This is a genomic window from Halobacillus faecis (assembly GCF_007991335.1).
Lineage (GTDB): Bacteria > Bacillota > Bacilli > Bacillales > Halobacillaceae > Halobacillus > Halobacillus faecis.
The window spans coordinates 205,064-222,560 of sequence record NZ_BJYD01000017.1; the positions used below are offsets into that span (position 1 = coordinate 205,064).

Genomic DNA, 17,497 nt, shown 5'->3' on the forward strand with positions numbered 1-17,497 from the left:
AAACACAGGTACAACTATATCATATAACTTTTGTAAGAACATTGCAAAAATTGCGCGAATAGGTCATAATTGAATTTTTATTCGTGTATCCAGTATAAAAATACATATATGTGACATTTTTATGATAATCATTCACAAAATTTATTTTAAAAAATTTTCGAGACCATAAAAAAATGGGGAAATGTCCCCTTTTCCCGACAGCGTTAGTATGTTCCATTTTTCATGAAAAAAACCCTTTCCACATACATGTGGATAAGGGATTTTTTGGTCGTTCTATTACAGCATTTCAGACGTTGTTTTTCCTTGCATATGATGAATAAGGTAATCAGGACCTCCAGCTTTTGAATCGGTTCCTGACATGTTGAAACCACCAAACGGATGATAGCCTACGATTGCTGCCGTACATCCACGGTTGAAGTACAAGTTACCAACATGGAAGTCTTCGCGTGCTTTTTCTATATGCTCGCGATTGTTGGAAATCACAGCCCCAGTTAAGCCATATTCGGTATTATTTGCGAATTTGATCGCCTCGTCGAAAGATTTCGCCTTCGTGAATCCTACTACAGGACCGAAGATTTCCTCCTGCATGAGACGTGCATCCGGAGCAAGGTCGGCAAAAACAGTCGGTGCGACAAACCAGCCTTTGCTGTCGTCTCCTTTTCCGCCTGTCATCAACCTTCCTTCTTCCTTACCAATTCCGATGTAACTCATAATCTTATCATAAGCACCCTGGTCGATCACGGGTCCCATGTAGTTGCTGTTATCCGTTGGATCACCATAGTTTACTTGTTCCTTCGTCTTCTGAACGACTCGTTCCAGCAGCTCATCATACACATCTTCGTGAGCAATAACACGGGAACATGCGGAGCACTTCTGTCCGGAAAAACCGAAAGCCGAGTACGTAATCGCATCAGCCGCTAGCTCGAGGTCAGAATCACTGTCGACGACAATTGTATCTTTTCCGCCCATTTCGATGATGGTACGCTTCAACCACTTTTGACCTTCGTGAACTTTTGCTGCACGCTCGAATAAACGAGTACCGACTTCACGTGAACCCGTAAAGCTGATAAAACGAGTACGAGGATGATCGACAAGATAGTCCCCAACTTCCTTACCGCTTCCAGGAATATAGTTGATCACTCCTTTCGGCAATCCCGCTTCTTCAAGCACTTCCATCATCTTATAGGCGATGATCGGAGTCGCACTGGCCGGTTTCAGAAGAACCGTGTTCCCGGATACCATAGCGGCAACCGTCGTTCCACACATGATGGCAAAGAGGAAGTTCCATGGAGAAATGACAACCCCTACTCCAAGCGGAATGTAATGGAAACGGTTGTTTTCAATCGGACGGGAATTGATTTCCACGCCTTTATCAATTTCAAGCATTTGTCGCCCATAATACTCCATGAAGTCGATCGCTTCCGCTGTATCCGCATCCGCTTCTTTCCATGGCTTCCCGCCTTCTTTGACGAGGTGTGCCGTAAACTCATGCTTACGACGACGAACAATCGCTGCCGCACGAAAAAGGATGTCCGCACGGAACTTCGCTTTCGTTTTTCTCCACCAGTCAAATGTCTCATCGGCCACCTGGTGAGCTTTCTCAGCAAGATCCTGATTCGCCTTCGACACATAGCCGATGACTTCTTTCTTGTTAGCCGGATTGACGACTTCAATCCTATCATCCGTCATGATCCGCTCCCCGCCGATAATGAGAGGATACTCTTTTCCAAGGTCCGCTTCTACCTGCTTGATTGCCGCCTGCAGAGCTTTCCGATTTTCTTCCACTGTGAAATCAGTAAATGGTTCGTGTTTGTAAGGGACTACCATAAAAAACCGCCTCCTTGAAAAGTAAAATGGGTGACGCTATGTAATATTTTGAAAATTACCACATTAAGCGTTTCCACAACCATTCTATCGTAACTATGCATCTAGTTCAAACGATTGAGGCTGATTTTATCGCAAATATTCAACTGTGTAGAACTGAGGCCAAACATTTGCGTATTTCATCAAAATTCCTAGATATTTTTCTACTTTTGTCGAAATCCCACTACTCCTCAACTGTGTCTATTATATTAAAGATAATAAGAAAGACCGCATGGGGTGAGGCCCAGGCGGTCTTTGTATTATTCGTAAACATGAACGAAAGGTTCCTGCTCGCCGGCTTTTTTGACGATCAGACTTTCTGGTTCATCCATGCTGTGGATATTTACTTGGACATTATAGTGATCTGCAAACATTTCGTTTACAAGACTGTACACATATTGTGTGAAGCCGACAACTTCCGATTCAGATTGGAATTGGATTGGTATTTCAATCGACACTTCACGCAGTTCGTTATTGACGTAAAATCCATTGCCGATCATGCCTACAAAGTTCGGGAAATAGTCGGATACTTCTTTTCTGAAGTCCGAGAAGATTTGTGAATCATCGAAGTGGTCCTCTTCTGCTTCCTTGGATGGAAACAGCACGTGCTTTTCTTCGATACGATCCCAGCCATTTACGGTCATGTCCGAACCTTTAACGTACGTTTTACTTAAAAACTTACCTGGAACTTTCGAGCTTGCTTCCTCTTCTTCATAAAGGGCGAAGACGATTGGAACATCGTTCAGCTCTTCTCGTTTACGGATTCTATCTAATATTTCATCCGCATATTCTTTCCCTTTTTTAAGGAGTTCTTCCGTTGAATGATCTTCGGATAAGCTTTGTCCCTCTACTGTAAAGTTATATACGGTTCGTAAGGAAATCCCGATCGTTAGCCCACTCAGTTCCACCTTATTTTCGTCTTTTCGAACTAAGTAATTCTGTTCTATGATGTTGGAAATATAGCGGGGGCTCTCACGGAAGTCTTCCTCTGTTGCTGCGTCCTCATTCAATTCAGGATTCAATCCATCTTCGACTTCTTCAGGATCCTGATCTTCTTCTACTGGCACGTTTCCATCACGCCCCAACCATGTAAGGAGTGTATCTCCATCCAAGTACTGGCCAGGCTGGAAGAAGTATTTATCCGGGTCGTAGTATTCTTTAGAATGACGGCGAAGGCCGCTTTCAAATTCATCAATATCCATCCGGTTGCCCATCTGGTTCGTCGTCACAGCACGGGCGGTTGATACCTTCGGGCTGCTCTCTGTCAGGATCATCCGGTAATCCTGTTCCGACATGTTGTAATTCGGAATGATGGCAGATTGATTATTTTTTTCATCTTTCGTTTCTTGTATGACTTCTTCTCTGTTGTCAAAAACGGGTGTACACGCGCTTACGACGAGCAGTGAACTAAGCAACAGTGCGTGCATCTTCCTCATGCTTTCCACTCCCTTAATGAGACCAGCCGGAGCGTGTATGTTTTTTCACGCTCCGGCTCCTCTTGTATAACCATAAAACGTTCGACCGATCAGGATAGAGCGTTTTTGAACTGCTCTTCATCCCAAATTTCAATCCCCAAGTCTGATGCTTTCGTGTACTTGGAACCGGCGTCTTCTCCAGCGATGAGAAGGTCGGTTTTCTTACTGACACTCCCTGTCACTTTCCCGCCAAGTTCTTCAATCATTTTCTTCATATCCGATCGGCTGTAGTCCTCCATTTTCCCTGTAAGGACCACAGTCTTATCGTTGAAAGGAGAATCGATCGGCTGATCGCTCTTCTTCGCACCCTTGTATTCCATGTTCAGTCCGAGCTCCTTCAACTCTTCCAATAACTGGATGACCTGATCTTCATCAAAGTAGCTGGCGATCGATTCGGCCATCTTGCTGCCGATTTCAGGGATGGCTTCAAGGGCAGCGGCATCCGCTTCGACGAGGGCGTCCATATGTTCAAAATGCTGGGCAAGCGTGCTTGCAGCTTTTGAACCGACGTAACGCACCCCAAGACCGAACAGCAGTCGCTCGAGGGAGTTTTCTTTTGAAGCTTCAATCGCATTCAAAAGGTTCTCCACTGATTTTTCACCCATACGATCAAGCTGCAACAGCTCTTCACGGTCGAGCTTATACAAGTCTGCGATCGTATGAATTAAGTTCTCCTGAAACAGTTGGGCGATCACTTTTTCCCCAAGACCTTCAATATCCATCGCATTTCTTGAAACGAAATGAATCAAGCCTTCCCGCAATTGGGCCGGACAGTTCGGGTTCACACAGCGTAAAGCGACTTCTTCATCAAGACGGACAAGCTGACTGCCACACTCCGGACATTCTTCCGGCATGCGGTACGGCTCTTCTTCACCAGTCCGCTGATCTTCAACTACACGGACGACTTCAGGGATGATGTCTCCGGCTTTCTTGATGACCACCGTGTCTCCGATACGGATGTCTTTTTCGATAATCAGGTCTTCATTATGCAAGGATGCACGTTGCACCGTTGTTCCTGCAACTTTGACCGGATCAAGAATCGCTGTCGGTGTCACGGCACCTGTGCGTCCAACACTGAGTTCAATGTCCTTAAGCTTCGTAATCGCTTCTTCTGCCGGGAACTTGTAGGCCGTTGCCCAGCGCGGGCTTTTCGCAGTAAAGCCTAAGTCTTCCTGTTGATCGAGGCTGTCCACTTTGATGACGATGCCGTCAATCTCGTAATCAAGATCCGCACGGTGTTCGACCCAGCTATTGACATAGTCGATGACCTCTTCAATATCGTTACACTTTTTCCATTCCGGATTTGTTTTCAATCCGAGCTCTTTCATTTTCTCCAGACGTTCACTGTGCGCATCCGTGGGATCATTTTCCCACACACCGATGCCATATAAAAAAATGTCCAGATTACGCTTGGCCGCAATTTTCGGATCCAGCTGCCTTAGGGAACCCGCAGCGGCGTTACGCGGGTTGGCGAAAGGTTCTTCCCCATTCGATTCTTTGGCTTCATTCAATACCATGAATGACTTCTTCGGCATATACGCTTCGCCTCTGACTTCGACGGTCACCGGTTCTTTCAACCGAAGAGGAATATTTCGGATGGTACGCAGGTTTTTCGTAATGTCTTCCCCGGTCGTCCCATCTCCACGAGTCGCTCCCCGCACGAAAATCCCATCTTCATATTTTAGAGAAACGGCAAGGCCATCGATTTTCAGTTCACATACATAATTGACCTCTGCATCCGTGCCATTTTTGACACGACGGTCGAAGTCACGAAGTTCTTCATCATTAAAAGCATTGCCGAGGCTGAGCATCGGGATATCGTGCTGCACTTTTACAAAAGCGTCCAGAGGCTTGCCACCGACCCGCTGGGAAGGTGAATCCGGCGTCTTTAAATCCGGGTGCTCTTCTTCAAGCTTGATCAATTCCTGCATTTTTTTATCATATTCATAGTCGGAAACACTCGGATCATCGAGCGTGTGGTATTCATAGCTGTACTGTTCGAGATCCTGTCTGAGTGTTTCGATCTTTTGCTTAGCTTCCGTTGCGTTCATATCCATCCACTTCCTTACGCTTTCGTAATCGGAGCAAAACGAGCAAGCAGGCGCTTAATACCTGTCGGGGCCGGGAAGGCGATATCGAGTTCCATCCCATCTCCTTCACCCTGCACTTTGACGACCGTGCCTTCGCCCCACTTCTTGTGGTGTGCTTTATCACCAGGCTGCCAACCGATTTTTTCGCCGCCTGAAGATTTTTTCTCAGGCTTCTTCGCGGCCCGTTTCTTCGGAGTGGCTTGAGGCTTCGTGCCGAACGGCGTGCTTTCCCGTTTTTTATTGAAGAATGGCAGCTCTTCTTTCTGTTCTTTTCCTTCAATCAGTTCTTCCGGAATTTCATGGATAAAGCGACTGATTGGATTCATGTTCGTACGGCCGTAGAGGGTACGCATTTTCGCGTGGGAAATGAACAGCTCTTTCTCTGCACGGGTGATCCCGACATAAGCAAGACGTCGCTCTTCTTCCATTTCCTCTTCATCCATAAGCGCACGGCTGTGCGGGAAAACGTTCTCCTCCATACCGATCAGGAAAACAACCGGGAACTCAAGTCCCTTCGCTGAGTGCAGCGTCATCAACGTCACTGTGTCGTCACTACTAGGGTCTTCATTCATAGAATCAATATCCGCAATCAAAGCGAGATCGGTCAAGAAAGCAACCAGTGTTTTATCTTCCGCGTTTTCTTCAAAGTTCTTCGTAACGGATTTGAATTCTTCGATGTTTTCAAGACGGCTTTGCGCCTCGATACTCTTCTCGTTCATGAGCATCTCTTCATAGCCGGTTTTATCAATGACTTCCTGTACCATATCCGTTGCAGAAAGGAATTCCTGCTGCTCAGCCCAAGTCTGAATCATTTTACGGAAGCTCATGATCGCTTTCGCTGCTTTTGCGCTGACGCCGACGAAATCGACTTCGGCAGCGGCTTCGTATAAGGAGATGTCATGATCTGCCGCATAGGCAAGCATCTTGTCCATACTCGTTTTCCCGACACCGCGCTTCGGTTCGTTGACGACACGCTGGAAGCTTAAGTCGTCGTTCGGGTTGGCGATCAGACGGAGATAGGCAAGCATGTCCTTGATCTCTTTACGATCATAGAACTTCGTTCCACCGATCATCTGGTACGGGACCCCTGCTTTGACGAACGTTTCCTCAATCGTACGGGACTGAGCGTTCGTGCGGTACAAGATCGCAACATCCTGATAGCGGAACTTTCCTTGGCGGACAAGGTCCTCTATTTTATCTGTGACAAAAAGACCTTCTTCACGTTCCGTACCTGCCTGGTGGTAATGGATCTTTTCTCCACCTTTATTATCCGTCCATAGACGCTTCGGCTTACGACCACTGTTTTTATCAATGACGTTGTTGGCGGCATCCAAGATTAATTCCGTTGAGCGGTAGTTCTGCTCAAGCAGGATTGTACGTGCTTTCGGGTAGTCACTTTCGAAATTTAGGATGTTTTGAATATCCGCTCCGCGCCAAGCATAAATGGACTGGTCGGAGTCACCGACAACGCAGAGATTCTGGTAACGGCTCGCCAAATGTTTGACCAGTTGATACTGAGCATGGTTCGTATCCTGATACTCATCGACATGGATGTACTGGAAACGGCGCTGGTAGGATTCCAACACTTCCGGCACTTCGTCGAAAAGTCTTAAGGTTTGCATGATCAAGTCGTCGAAATCGAGCGACTGGTTTTTACGGAGTTTCTTTTGATAGCCTTTGTAAATTTGGGCGATTTGTTCTTCATGCATGTTGCCCGCCTGTTTTTCATAATCTTCTGCGGTCATCAATTCGTTCTTTGAATTACTGATCGCTCCGAGCATCGCACGAGGGTCCCATTTTTTCGGATCAAGATTGATCTCTTTCAGTACTTGTTTAATAACAGAGAGTTGATCGCTTGAATCTAGGATCGAAAAATTGCGGTCATAACCGATCCGGTCGATGTCACGTCTCAAAATCCGTACACACATTGAGTGGAACGTGGACATCCAGATTTTTTCCCCGTCTTTGCCGACAAGAGATTCGACACGCTCTTTCATTTCGCGTGCCGCTTTATTTGTAAACGTAATCGCTAATATATTCCGTGGCGCAATGTCTTTTTCACTAAGTAGATAGGCGATGCGGTGTGTCAGTACGCGTGTTTTACCACTTCCGGCACCTGCCATGATGAGCAGCGGGCCTTCTGTGTGGGTCACCGCTTCTCGTTGTTCTGTATTCAAGCCTTGAATCAATGCGTTCAATGCCTGTGTCATGAGGGTCCACCATCCTTCATCTTCATTGATTTAACGGCTTCTACCGTTTTAAGAGCAACCTCTAGGTTATCATAAATCACATCGCCGACAACGATGACATCTGCATAGGCGGCCATTTCTGACGCCTGTTTCTCCGAACGGATGCCTCCACCGTAGACGAGGGATGTGTTTTCTAATTGTCGGGCTACGGCTTTGACCAAGTCAGGATCGCCGTAGGTCCCACTGTATTCCATGTAAAAAACGGGCAGATGGAAAATATGTTCAGCCATCTGAGCATAGGCGAGGACAGCTTCTTTATCCGGAAGCGAGCACTCCGTCCGTTTGAACACTTTCGCTTCAGGGTTTAGCACACAATACCCTTCTGTCAGCATGTCCTGCCACTCAATCACATCTGCATACTCTTTGATCGCCTGGTGCTGCACATCAATCATCCACTTCTTATGACCACTGTTCAGGACAAGAGGGATGAAATAAGCATCAAAGCCGGGCGCAATCGCTTCGATGTCCGAAACTTCCAGCACAAAGCTGATGTCATACTCTTCGATGCGCTCCTGCAAATCCGTGACGTTTTCGAACGTCACACCGTCTGTGCCTCCGACGATGATCGCATCTGTTCCTGATGTACATATCTTCTCTAAGTCTGCGTCTGTGATCGTCTTATTCGGATCAAGCTTGAACACATGATCCCACTTGCTTATATTGTACATTTCCGTCCTCCAAAACAACAGTTATCCATCTACCCATTATAGCAAATTTTCATCCCCGGGTTGAGGGGCACAACCAAACAAATCGATGACCTTTATAAGAAGAGGTTGTGGAGGGTGGTGGAAATATATGTATGACCTGGTACACCATAAATTGTAAACACGAAAAAGCCCGTCCTTTCTACCGAAAAGAGAGGCGGGCTTTGCTTTTGTACTGTTGTAAAATTATGGATGATAAAGTCGAACAAATATTTCCATCAAAAAAATCACGATGGCTGTTCGGGGAGGAGGCGGGTGGATGTGAAGGTCATGGTGACGAGGCCGACGCTTAGGATGGTGATGGCCGAGAGCATGAGCGTCTCGAGCGAGAACAGATAGCCACTGGCACCGATAACCACGGCGTCAATCGCGAGGATGACGAATCCGACATTGACTTTACACCAATCGGCGATCATTTGGGCGAGGAGGTCGGTTCCGCCCGTGCTTGTATGGACCCGGAGCATCAATCCAATTCCCCCACCCACAAGCGCTCCTCCAATAATGGAGCTGATTGCTGGATCGAGAGGCAAATGATGCACCCTTAATCCTTGAAGCACGTCAATGGAAAAAGAAGAAATCAACAACCCGTGCAGACTGTTGTAGAAATACGAACGGTAAAAGAACCAGGCGAGCGTAAAGATCGGAATGCTGAAACAGATGATCGTAAGCCCGACTTCAAGTCCCCATATATAATTCGCAATCATCCCGATTCCGATGATGCCTCCATCTAACACATGATCCGGAATCAGGAAAAAGTTGATGCCGAGTGAAAGTATCATACTGCCGAGAATGATCATGGCGCCTTTTTTCAACATCGTTTTCATCGGACAGGTCCCCTTCCATAGTACTAGCCTATGCCTGTCCGTTTTGTCTTAGAATCACGGAAAAGTGTTTCCATGGTCGATATTCAGATCACAAAAAAGACTGCCACAAATGTTGGCAGTCTCCTATCACATCTATTCGGTTTGTTTTGCCTGCACACGGTCAAGCGCTTGTGTATAGGCATCATTGCCATAATTCAAGCAGCGTTTCACACGGGAAATCGTCGCCGTGGATGCACCTGTTTCGGTTTCAATTTTATGATAAGTGAAGCCTTCACGCAGCATGCGCGCTACTTCCAATCGCTGAGCGAGTGATTGAACTTCATTCATCGTTGCGAGATCATCAAAGAATTCATAGCATTCTTCTATACTCTGCAAAGATAAAACCGCTTCGAACAGTTGATCGAGCGTCTTTCCTCTCAATTTATCGATCTGCATGCCTTTTCCCTCCTTACTCCGATTCTACTGCAGCGTTTCCTGGAATGATGTTCACCCAAGTCTTCCCTGGTATAAATGCCAGAGGGCTGCCGTCTTTATAGGGAAGCAATCGTCCATTGACGTTCTTCCACTCTACTTCTTTCATTTTTCCTTTTTGTAAAAGAAACCCGTTCCCGCCTGATGTCAGATCAATCGCACGACGGCCGGCACCATCAATGATCCGGTGGTCCGTTTCAATAATCATGACATTGTCTGCAGCTATCCGCTCTCCATTCAAACGGTCGATGGTTGGCTCTCCATCACTGGAACGTAAAAACTGCTCTTTCTCTTCATCATAAGTAAAACTCACGTTCGTCCGACTGCCATAAGTGACCTGGACGTCCTCCACTGGTGTGCCATCATAGAGCCCTTCTCCAGAGAAAGGCAGAGCTTCAGGTGCTCCTTCCGCCTCATAGCCTTTGCTCGCAACCGCCTGCTCGACTCCCTCTGTCAAAAGATAAGAGTTGTGAGGAGCTGCACGATCGGAGGACCGTTCGAATAACCAGCCGTTGTTATCATACATCGCTCCATCCAGGAAATCGACACCGCTGCGGGCTACTTTTTGATTGATGGCCATAGATGCACCGTGATAGGTATAAAGCGCATGAAACCCATCAGCGATTTCAAAATAGTATGGACGTGCACTTCTTACCGGACCTATTGTATCAGGAATATCACTATGGAACAAAGCGAGGAAGCGTGTAATCTGCCCCTCCGCCAAAACTTCATAGACAAGATCAGCCTGACTCAACCCGGATTGAGGCCTTGCTTTCGGGTGGTTGTTCACCATAACGGACAAAGCACGATGGTCTGCTTCTTCAGACGTCGGTTCACCCGTCAGTGGAAACGTTTCTGTATAGGCTTGTTCATTTTCTTCCTTTTCATCAACGGTCACGTTCTCTTCTGTCTCTATTTGTTCTACGACCGCTGTTTCTTTCTCGTTCGTTTCTTCAGGCTGGGCGGCCCCTGCTTCCTTATTGCAAGCGGCAAGAAAAAGGACGACAAGCAAGCTGAAGAATGTAAGCTTTCTCAATGATAGCACTTCCTTATGTGTATTCCCTCTTTTATTTTAACGCATTATTGAAGGAAAGAGTACCTCTTTCTTTTTCACATCCATGATTCCAAGCGGAGTAATTCGGATGAATGGCAGATGCATGGATGATAGGAAGAGGAGCGTGTAAACGGGATCATTGAATGTAAAGCCATGTTCATTCAGGCATTCTTTCAATTTCGCTTCTTCCTCCATGAGCTCTTCCATCGGCAGATCGGCCATCACTCCGCCAAGAGATAGAGGCAGTTCAAATAGGACTTCTCCTTCATTGACGAGCACAATTCCCCCACCGATTTCCTTCATACGCTGAAAAGCCTTCTTCATATCTTTACGCGATTTCCCTGTCAATATGATATCCCCTGTATTGCTGTAAGAGCTGACGAGACCACCCAAACTCTGTGTGAATCCTTTCAGCAGCGTATTGACCATCCATTCTCCTTCCCGGTCCATGAGCATCAAGTAAGATTCTTTATTGTCCTCACTTAACCGGTCGGTGGAAGCATCCGTATCGATAGCATAAGGTTTCATAATGACATCATTCACCATCTCAAGACCGATCGGCATGGAAAATTGCATATCCGCATCCGTCACTTCCCAATCCAGATCAAGCGGCTTCACACCATTTTTCTCCCACTGGATCGGTGTTTCTTTTTTCAAAACTTCACCATCACGCTTTGTCCACTCCCCTTTAGCGATGACGGAGTGGGGCATCGGGTCTTTCGGATGTGATAAAAAGTTCAGGTGAGCGACGCGCCCGGCGTTCAAGCTCCCCACACGATTTTCGATTCCGAAGTGACGAGCCGCATGATAGGTAGCCATCATGTATGCATCGATTGCCGGGACGCCTGCATCCAATGCGATTTGAATACATGGATTGATCAGTCCTTCACGATAAAAGCCCGGCGTCGAACCATCCGTTGTGTACATCATATGGTCGAAGTGGGTGTGCCCTTTTTCTACAAGTCCTTGTAAAATATCCGGAAGATCCGGGCGGATGGAGGAATAGCGCAGTCCTGTATGATAACCGATTTCCAAACGTTTCAGTACATCGTCAGCGGTCATCGATTCGTGTTCTGAATCCATGCCGAGCAGGCGCATCTTTACGAGCGTTTGTTCAGAAGCACCCGGAAGATGAGCTTCCAATGGCTTTCTTGAGCGTTTGGTTTCCTGCATAAAATGCAGAATCTGCTCGTCCCCATGATGAAGGACATCTGGCCAGGCGGTCAGCTCTCCGCCCTGAATGACCGCATCATGACTGATCCAGTCCGGAATCTGTGAATCGAAAGCATGACGATCTTCATCCCGAAGCACGGACTGTGAATCAAAGCGGGCCCACCAGTACATCGTGGCCGGTAAATCCATGAATTCTTCCAATAAAGAAAACGCTTTCTCTTTTTCCGTTAAAAAAAGCCACATCAAGTTATCGTTGACGAGCGTTGTGGTCCCTGTCTCTGCCGCATATTCTGCAAAGCTCTGGGGATTATATAACTGAAATGGGTGGGCATGCGGTTCAACATAGCCAGGCACAATATAACTGTCTGTGCCATCAATGATTTCCGTCCCTTCTGTATAGGAAGGAAGCTCTTGGCCGGTATATAGGATGCGATCCTCATATAACCAAATGTGGCCATGCATCCATTTCTTTAAGTAAACATTCAAGTAAGTTGTATTTTTTATTAATTTCGTCGGCGCCGTTTTTCCATCGATAATAGCTGCATGTTCGCGCAGCTGACGGTTCCGCCAACGAAAACGTGTTTCGTTCATGGAGCGTACCTCCCTGAGATCATTATGTTCTATCGTAACACAGGATATTCCATTCTGGTAAGGAGGAAGCACAATGAAACCGAACATCGGAATCATCAACAGTATGGTCCGCATCACCGCAGGCCTCAGTATGCTGACCTATTTGACGATCCGCGGTGCACGCAGAGAGTGCGATTCTTCCCACCCGCTTCTGATCATGTTGTCTGCATTGAAGGTTGCGGAAGGGATTGTACGTTTCTGCCCTTTGACTGCTGTCTATGAGGAAATGGCTACAGAGAAAGACGGCATCGAGCAAAGCTGGCAGCAAAACCTTCCGCAGGACCAATAAACGCGGAGGTGTACGGCATGTTTCTGCCGATGATATTCTTGTTCCGAAGATATATTAAAAATTTGGCCGATAAAAATAAAGGTTAGCCGAGATTTCTGGATTGATATCACCCAAACGATCATGGATCAATTACAATCACCAACAAAAAAGAGCGGGCTGCCCCGCTCTTTCTTCAAAAGGATGAAACATATGGATTTTATGGAATACTTCACAGACGTCGGTTTCGTCATCGTCACCATCATCGGCTCGATTGCCGCTTTATTCTACGTCGGCATGCGGAGCCGCCGAAGAGACTGATGAACGTCCGATATCTCTTCGATAGAAAAAGTCGCTCTGATTCTCAAATGGCCGGAGCGATTGATACGTACGGTCCAGCGCTTGCGCCAAGTCTTCTCCTTTATTTCCAATCAAAAGGACGCGCCCGCCGCTGGATACATACTTCCCGTCTTCCCAGGCTGTCCCTGCGTGAACGACAAAACCGCCTTCTGCCACTTCCACCTCAGGTAACGGACGCCTTTTTTCATAGGCTCCTGGATAGCCCTCGGAAGCGACAACCACACCCGCGCAAACACCCTCCGACCATGTCAGGTCAGGATTTTTCCCATCCAGCACATCGATCATCACTTGCAGGAGATCATTTTCTAACAAAGGCAAAACAACCTGTGTCTCTGGATCTCCGAATCGCGCGTTGAACTCGATCACCTTCGGACCTACGGAAGTTTCGATCAGTCCTGCATACAATATACCTGTAAACGGCCTGCCTTCCTTCACCATCGCTGCCGCTACCGGCTTCAAGATTTCCTCGACGGCAAACGCGTACGACCAATTATTCAATTCCTGCACAGGCGCAAAAGCACCCATCCCGCCCGTATTCGGACCCTGGTCTCCGTCATAAGCCCGCTTATGGTCTTTCGCAGGAATCATTGGATAGACATTCGTCCCATTAACAAATGCCATTAACGAAAACTCATCCCCTGCCAAAAACTCTTCTACAACGATTTCCCGGCTCGCATCGCCGAATTGTCCATTTCTAAGCATGTCTTCCGCTGCTGAGAGCGCTTCGTCCACGGTTTCAGCAACAACGACACCTTTTCCTGCAGCCAGACCGTCCGCCTTTACGACAATCGGCGCTCCCTTTTCTTTAATGTAAGCCTGAGCAGCTTCCACATCCGAAAAGGCTTCATATCCAGCCGTCGGAATCTCGTATTCTTGCATCAGTTGTTTGGCAAAATGCTTACTTCCTTCAATAAGAGCAGCCGCTTTGGTCGGACCAAACACCGGCAGATCCGCTTCCTGGAAAGCATCCACCAATCCATCAAGCAAAGGGTTTTCCGGTCCTACCACGGTCAGTTCCACATTGTTCTCCCGAGCAAAAGCAACCAGCCCGTCAAAATCCTGCTCACTCGTATCAATGCATTCAGCCATCTGACTCATCCCTGCGTTTCCCGGGGCAGCGAAAATGCGATCCACCTGATCACTTTCTACGAATTTTTGCACAAGGCTATGCTCACGGCCACCTCGACCGACGACCAATACGTTCATAAGACTCCACCCTTTCGATTAGTGTTTGAAGTGACGCATTCTTGTAAAGACCATCGCGATGCCATGTTTGTTGCAGGCATCAATGGAATCTTGATCACGCTTAGAACCACCAGGCTGTATAATCGCCGTAACACCTGCTTCCGCTGCAGCTTCAACGGTATCTGGCATCGGGAAAAAGGCATCGGACGCCATGATGCTGCCTTCCGCTTTCTCACCTGCCTGCTCAAAAGCGATTTTCGCAGCACCGACACGGTTCATCTGTCCCGCACCGACACCGAGCGTACGGTCACCTTTGGCTACAACGATGGCATTGGACTTCACATGTTTGACGACTTTCCAACCAAGCTTCAAATCTTCAAGCTCCCGCTTGGAAGGCCCACGTTCTGTCGCCACTTCAAGCTCCACATCATCAAGTGAACCTTCATCAGCATCCTGTATAAGCAACCCGCCATTAACGGTCACAAGCTTATGAGCCGGACGATCCGCTTTTTTCATATCCACTTTCAACAGACGCAAGTTTTTCTTCGTTGTCAGGATATCAAGCGCTTCTTGACTGAAAGATGGAGCGATGATGATCTCAAGGAAGATCTCTTTCAATTTCGCCGCTGTATCGGCATCGACTTCCCTGTTCAAGGCGACGATTCCACCGAAAATCGATACAGGATCGCCTTCATACGCTTTAACGTAAGCGTCATACAAGTTTTCTCCTACTCCCACGCCACATGGGTTCATATGTTTAACTGCGACAGCTGCCGGCTGGTTGAACTCAAGAACCACTTCAAGGGCGGCGTTGGCATCTTGAATGTTGTTGTAGGAAAGCTCTTTTCCGTTCAGCTGTTCCGCTTCAGCAAGCGATGTCCCTCCAAAGTTCGCTTTCTTATAAAAAGCAGCCGTCTGGTGCGGGTTTTCTCCATAACGTAAGGATTGAACTTTTTCATAAGTGACCGAATACGTCTCTGGAAATGGCTCTTCTGTCAAACCGGAAAAGTATTCCGCAATCATTGCATCGTAATTGGCGGTATGACGGAACACTTTGGCTGCAAGCTTACGGCGGGACTCATAAGAAAGGGCATCGTTTTTGAGACCTTCATAGACCTCTTCATAATCGGCCGGGTCCACGACGACTGCGACATCCTCAAAACTCTTCGCTGCAGAACGAAGCATCGTCGGTCCACCAATATCGATGTTTTCAATCGCATCCGCTTCCGTGACGTCTTCTTTCGCAATCGTTTCTTTGAATGGGTACAAGTTGACGGCGACAAGTTCGATCGTCTCAATGCTTAGTTCCTCAAGCTGCTTCATATGCTCTTCATTTGAGCGTTTTGCGAGTAACCCACCATGGACCGAAGGGTGAAGCGTCTTCACACGTCCGTCCATGATTTCCGGAAATTCAGTCACCTCGGAAATGGATTGTACCGGAATACCGGCTTCTTCGATGGTCCGCTTCGTGCCACCAGTAGAAATGAGCTCATAGTCGAGTTCATGAAGTTTTTTTGCAAAGTCAGTTAATCCTTGTTTATTGGAAACGCTCAGTAGGGCACGTTTTTTCATAGAGATTCCTCCTTGATGAATAGTGATTGAATCACTTGTGGGTAAAGACGGTGTTCAACCGCCTGAATTTTATTTTTCACATCATCCGCTGTATCGTTTTCTTCTATATGAATGGGTTCCTGGGCGATGATCGGTCCTGTATCCATACCAGCATCGACATAATGAACCGTCACACCGGTCACTTTCACTTTTTTCTCCAGGGCTTGACCGATGGCATCTTTCCCCGGAAACGCTGGAAGCAGGGAAGGGTGGATATTGATGATTCGACGTTCATATGGCTTCAATAATGTCGGGCCGATCAGCCGCATGTACCCGGCGAGGACGATAAATTCAATCCCCCGCTGCCGGCAGTCATCAAGTACCGCCTGCTCATACGCGGCTTTATCTGTAAAACTTTTTGCCCGGTAAACGACGGTATCGATTTCATGCTTCTGTGCCTTTTCGATGACAGGGGCACCGATGCGGTCACAGACGAGCAAGGCAATGTTCGCTTCAAGCTCTCCAGATTCCACTTTGCTGACGATCGCATCGAAATTCGAACCCGTACCGGAGGCGAAGACAGCGATGTTGATCATATCCCCTGCACTCCTTCGTCGTTCGTCACTTTTCCAATGACAACCGCATCATCACACGCACCGAAAGCGGCGTTCACATCAGAAGGATCAAGCACGACGACCATTCCGATGCCCATATTGAATACACCGAACATTTCCTCATCGCTGATTGTCCCTTTTTCCTGTAAAAAGCGGAACACCTCAGGCACCTGCCAGCTTTCGGTGTCGATTTCACACCCAAGTCCTTCGGGCAGGGTTCGTGGAAGGTTCTCGTAAAATCCTCCTCCGGTAATGTGTGCGATGCCTTTGATGGTGGTGTTCTTCTTCAGCGATTGAATCTCAGGAACATAAATCCGTGTCGGAGTCAGCAGAACCTCTCCAAGTGTCCGGGCCCAGCCCGCCGGTACCGTATCAAGGTCCAGGTCTGCGATGAGTTTCCTGACAAGAGAAAAACCGTTCGAGTGGACACCGGAGGAAGGAAGACCAACTAAAACGTCTCCTTCTTTGATCTCAGAACCTGTGATGATCTGCTCCTTATCGGCCATTCCCACGACAAAGCCGGCGAGGTCGTATTCATCCGCCTCATACATGCCGGGCATTTCCGCCGTTTCACCACCGACTAAAGCAGCACCGGACTGTTCACAGCCATCCGATATTCCTTTGACGATCTGCTCAATCCGCGCAGGATCATTTTTTCCACACGCAATGTAATCCAGGAACAAGAGCGGATCTGCGCCCTGGGCGACGATATCGTTGACACACATGGCGACAACATCTACCCCAATTGTATCATGCTGATCCATCTCGAACGCCAGCTTCAATTTCGTTCCGACTCCGTCCGTTCCTGTCACAAGGACAGGTTGTTCATAGCTCATACCGCTCAAGTCAAACAACCCGGCGAAAGAACCAAGTCCCCCCATCACTTCCGGACGCATGGTGCGGGCGACATGCTTTTTCATCCGCTCGACCGCTTCGTAACCAGCTTCGACATCGACGCCCGCCTGTTTATACGATTGACTCATCTCGCT

General features: G+C 47.6%; 15 protein-coding genes. 2 read left to right on the top strand and 13 right to left on the bottom strand.

The window, feature by feature from the left end; translation table 11 throughout:
* Positions 1 to 276: 276 nt before the first annotated feature.
* The 9 genes from pruA to HFA01_RS09745 all read right to left on the bottom strand — a co-directional run bounded on the left by pruA (position 277) and on the right by HFA01_RS09745 (position 12,494).
* Positions 277 to 1,827 (bottom strand): L-glutamate gamma-semialdehyde dehydrogenase, encoded by a 1,551-nt coding sequence (pruA, locus tag HFA01_RS09705; protein WP_146815664.1) that lies wholly within the window; start codon positions 1,825 to 1,827, stop codon positions 277 to 279.
* A 296-nt stretch (positions 1,828 to 2,123) separates the two neighbouring features.
* A complete protein-coding gene (locus tag HFA01_RS09710) occupies positions 2,124 to 3,299 on the bottom strand; it encodes a CamS family sex pheromone protein (RefSeq protein WP_146815666.1) in 1,176 nt (391 codons plus the stop codon).
* An 89-nt stretch (positions 3,300 to 3,388) separates the two neighbouring features.
* Entirely contained in the window at positions 3,389 to 5,389 is a 2,001-nt protein-coding gene (ligA, locus tag HFA01_RS09715; protein WP_146815668.1) for an NAD-dependent DNA ligase LigA, read from the bottom strand.
* A gap of 14 nt (positions 5,390 to 5,403) precedes the next feature.
* Positions 5,404 to 7,638 carry a DNA helicase PcrA gene (gene pcrA / locus HFA01_RS09720; RefSeq protein ID WP_146815670.1) on the bottom strand — a complete coding sequence of 745 codons (2,235 nt, stop codon included), beginning with the start codon at positions 7,636 to 7,638 and terminating at the stop codon, positions 5,404 to 5,406.
* Positions 7,635 to 8,345, bottom strand: coding sequence for a heptaprenylglyceryl phosphate synthase (gene pcrB / locus HFA01_RS09725; protein WP_146815672.1), 711 nt, complete (start codon positions 8,343 to 8,345; stop codon positions 7,635 to 7,637). Before pcrB ends, pcrA begins: the two co-directional genes overlap by 4 nt.
* A 263-nt stretch (positions 8,346 to 8,608) precedes the next feature.
* Positions 8,609 to 9,196 (bottom strand): YitT family protein, encoded by a 588-nt coding sequence (locus tag HFA01_RS09730; protein ID WP_146815864.1) that lies wholly within the window; start codon positions 9,194 to 9,196, stop codon positions 8,609 to 8,611.
* A 141-nt stretch (positions 9,197 to 9,337) separates the two neighbouring features.
* Positions 9,338 to 9,640 carry a YerC/YecD family TrpR-related protein gene (locus HFA01_RS09735; RefSeq protein WP_146815674.1) on the bottom strand — a complete coding sequence of 101 codons (303 nt, stop codon included), beginning with the start codon at positions 9,638 to 9,640 and terminating at the stop codon, positions 9,338 to 9,340.
* 13 nt (positions 9,641 to 9,653) lie between these two features.
* Positions 9,654 to 10,712, bottom strand: coding sequence for a DUF3048 domain-containing protein (locus tag HFA01_RS09740; protein ID WP_146815676.1), 1,059 nt, complete (start codon positions 10,710 to 10,712; stop codon positions 9,654 to 9,656).
* Positions 10,713 to 10,748: 36 nt separating this feature from the next.
* The gene (locus HFA01_RS09745; RefSeq protein WP_146815678.1) at positions 10,749 to 12,494 is read right to left on the bottom strand and encodes an adenine deaminase C-terminal domain-containing protein; all 1,746 of its coding nucleotides are present in this window, start codon (positions 12,492 to 12,494) and stop codon (positions 10,749 to 10,751) included.
* A 73-nt stretch (positions 12,495 to 12,567) separates the two neighbouring features.
* Between HFA01_RS09745 and HFA01_RS09750 the strand changes: the two genes are divergently transcribed.
* Positions 12,568 to 12,822: a YgaP family membrane protein gene (locus tag HFA01_RS09750; RefSeq protein ID WP_146815680.1), complete on the top strand. Its 255-nt coding sequence runs from the start codon at positions 12,568 to 12,570 to the stop codon at positions 12,820 to 12,822.
* Positions 12,823 to 13,011: 189 nt separating this feature from the next.
* Positions 13,012 to 13,119: an EYxxD motif small membrane protein gene (locus HFA01_RS19230; RefSeq protein WP_335808466.1), complete on the top strand. Its 108-nt coding sequence runs from the start codon at positions 13,012 to 13,014 to the stop codon at positions 13,117 to 13,119.
* Here HFA01_RS19230 and purD read toward each other — a convergent pair.
* The 4 genes from purD to purM are packed head-to-tail and all read right to left on the bottom strand — an operon-like array spanning position 13,081 to position 17,491.
* Positions 13,081 to 14,364 (bottom strand): phosphoribosylamine--glycine ligase, encoded by a 1,284-nt coding sequence (gene purD, locus HFA01_RS09755; protein ID WP_146815682.1) that lies wholly within the window; start codon positions 14,362 to 14,364, stop codon positions 13,081 to 13,083. The genes HFA01_RS19230 and purD overlap by 39 nt on opposite strands.
* A gap of 18 nt (positions 14,365 to 14,382) precedes the next feature.
* A complete protein-coding gene (gene purH, locus HFA01_RS09760) occupies positions 14,383 to 15,915 on the bottom strand; it encodes a bifunctional phosphoribosylaminoimidazolecarboxamide formyltransferase/IMP cyclohydrolase (protein ID WP_146815684.1) in 1,533 nt (510 codons plus the stop codon).
* Positions 15,912 to 16,490, bottom strand: a complete 579-nt coding sequence (gene purN, locus HFA01_RS09765; protein ID WP_146815686.1) for a phosphoribosylglycinamide formyltransferase — start codon at positions 16,488 to 16,490, stop codon at positions 15,912 to 15,914. The genes purH and purN overlap by 4 nt, the downstream gene beginning before the upstream one ends.
* A complete protein-coding gene (gene purM / locus HFA01_RS09770; protein WP_146815688.1) occupies positions 16,487 to 17,491 on the bottom strand; it encodes a phosphoribosylformylglycinamidine cyclo-ligase in 1,005 nt (334 codons plus the stop codon). Before purM ends, purN begins: the two co-directional genes overlap by 4 nt.
* Positions 17,492 to 17,497: the final 6 nt, after the last annotated feature.

Coding starts and splice junctions, on each gene's coding strand:
- pruA (WP_146815664.1), bottom strand. CDS start 1,827: ATGGTAGTCCCTTACAAACACGAACCATTTACTGATTTCACAGTGGAA.
- HFA01_RS09710 (WP_146815666.1), bottom strand. CDS start 3,299: ATGAGGAAGATGCACGCACTGTTGCTTAGTTCACTGCTCGTCGTAAGC.
- ligA (WP_146815668.1), bottom strand. CDS start 5,389: ATGAACGCAACGGAAGCTAAGCAAAAGATCGAAACACTCAGACAGGAT.
- pcrA (WP_146815670.1), bottom strand. CDS start 7,638: ATGACACAGGCATTGAACGCATTGATTCAAGGCTTGAATACAGAACAA.
- pcrB (WP_146815672.1), bottom strand. CDS start 8,345: ATGTACAATATAAGCAAGTGGGATCATGTGTTCAAGCTTGATCCGAAT.
- HFA01_RS09730 (WP_146815864.1), bottom strand. CDS start 9,196: ATGTTGAAAAAAGGCGCCATGATCATTCTCGGCAGTATGATACTTTCA.
- HFA01_RS09735 (WP_146815674.1), bottom strand. CDS start 9,640: ATGCAGATCGATAAATTGAGAGGAAAGACGCTCGATCAACTGTTCGAA.
- HFA01_RS09745 (WP_146815678.1), bottom strand. CDS start 12,494: ATGAACGAAACACGTTTTCGTTGGCGGAACCGTCAGCTGCGCGAACAT.
- HFA01_RS09750 (WP_146815680.1), top strand. CDS start 12,568: ATGAAACCGAACATCGGAATCATCAACAGTATGGTCCGCATCACCGCA.
- HFA01_RS19230 (WP_335808466.1), top strand. CDS start 13,012: ATGGATTTTATGGAATACTTCACAGACGTCGGTTTCGTCATCGTCACC.
- purD (WP_146815682.1), bottom strand. CDS start 14,364: ATGAACGTATTGGTCGTCGGTCGAGGTGGCCGTGAGCATAGCCTTGTG.
- purH (WP_146815684.1), bottom strand. CDS start 15,915: ATGAAAAAACGTGCCCTACTGAGCGTTTCCAATAAACAAGGATTAACT.
- purN (WP_146815686.1), bottom strand. CDS start 16,490: ATGATCAACATCGCTGTCTTCGCCTCCGGTACGGGTTCGAATTTCGAT.
- purM (WP_146815688.1), bottom strand. CDS start 17,491: ATGAGTCAATCGTATAAACAGGCGGGCGTCGATGTCGAAGCTGGTTAC.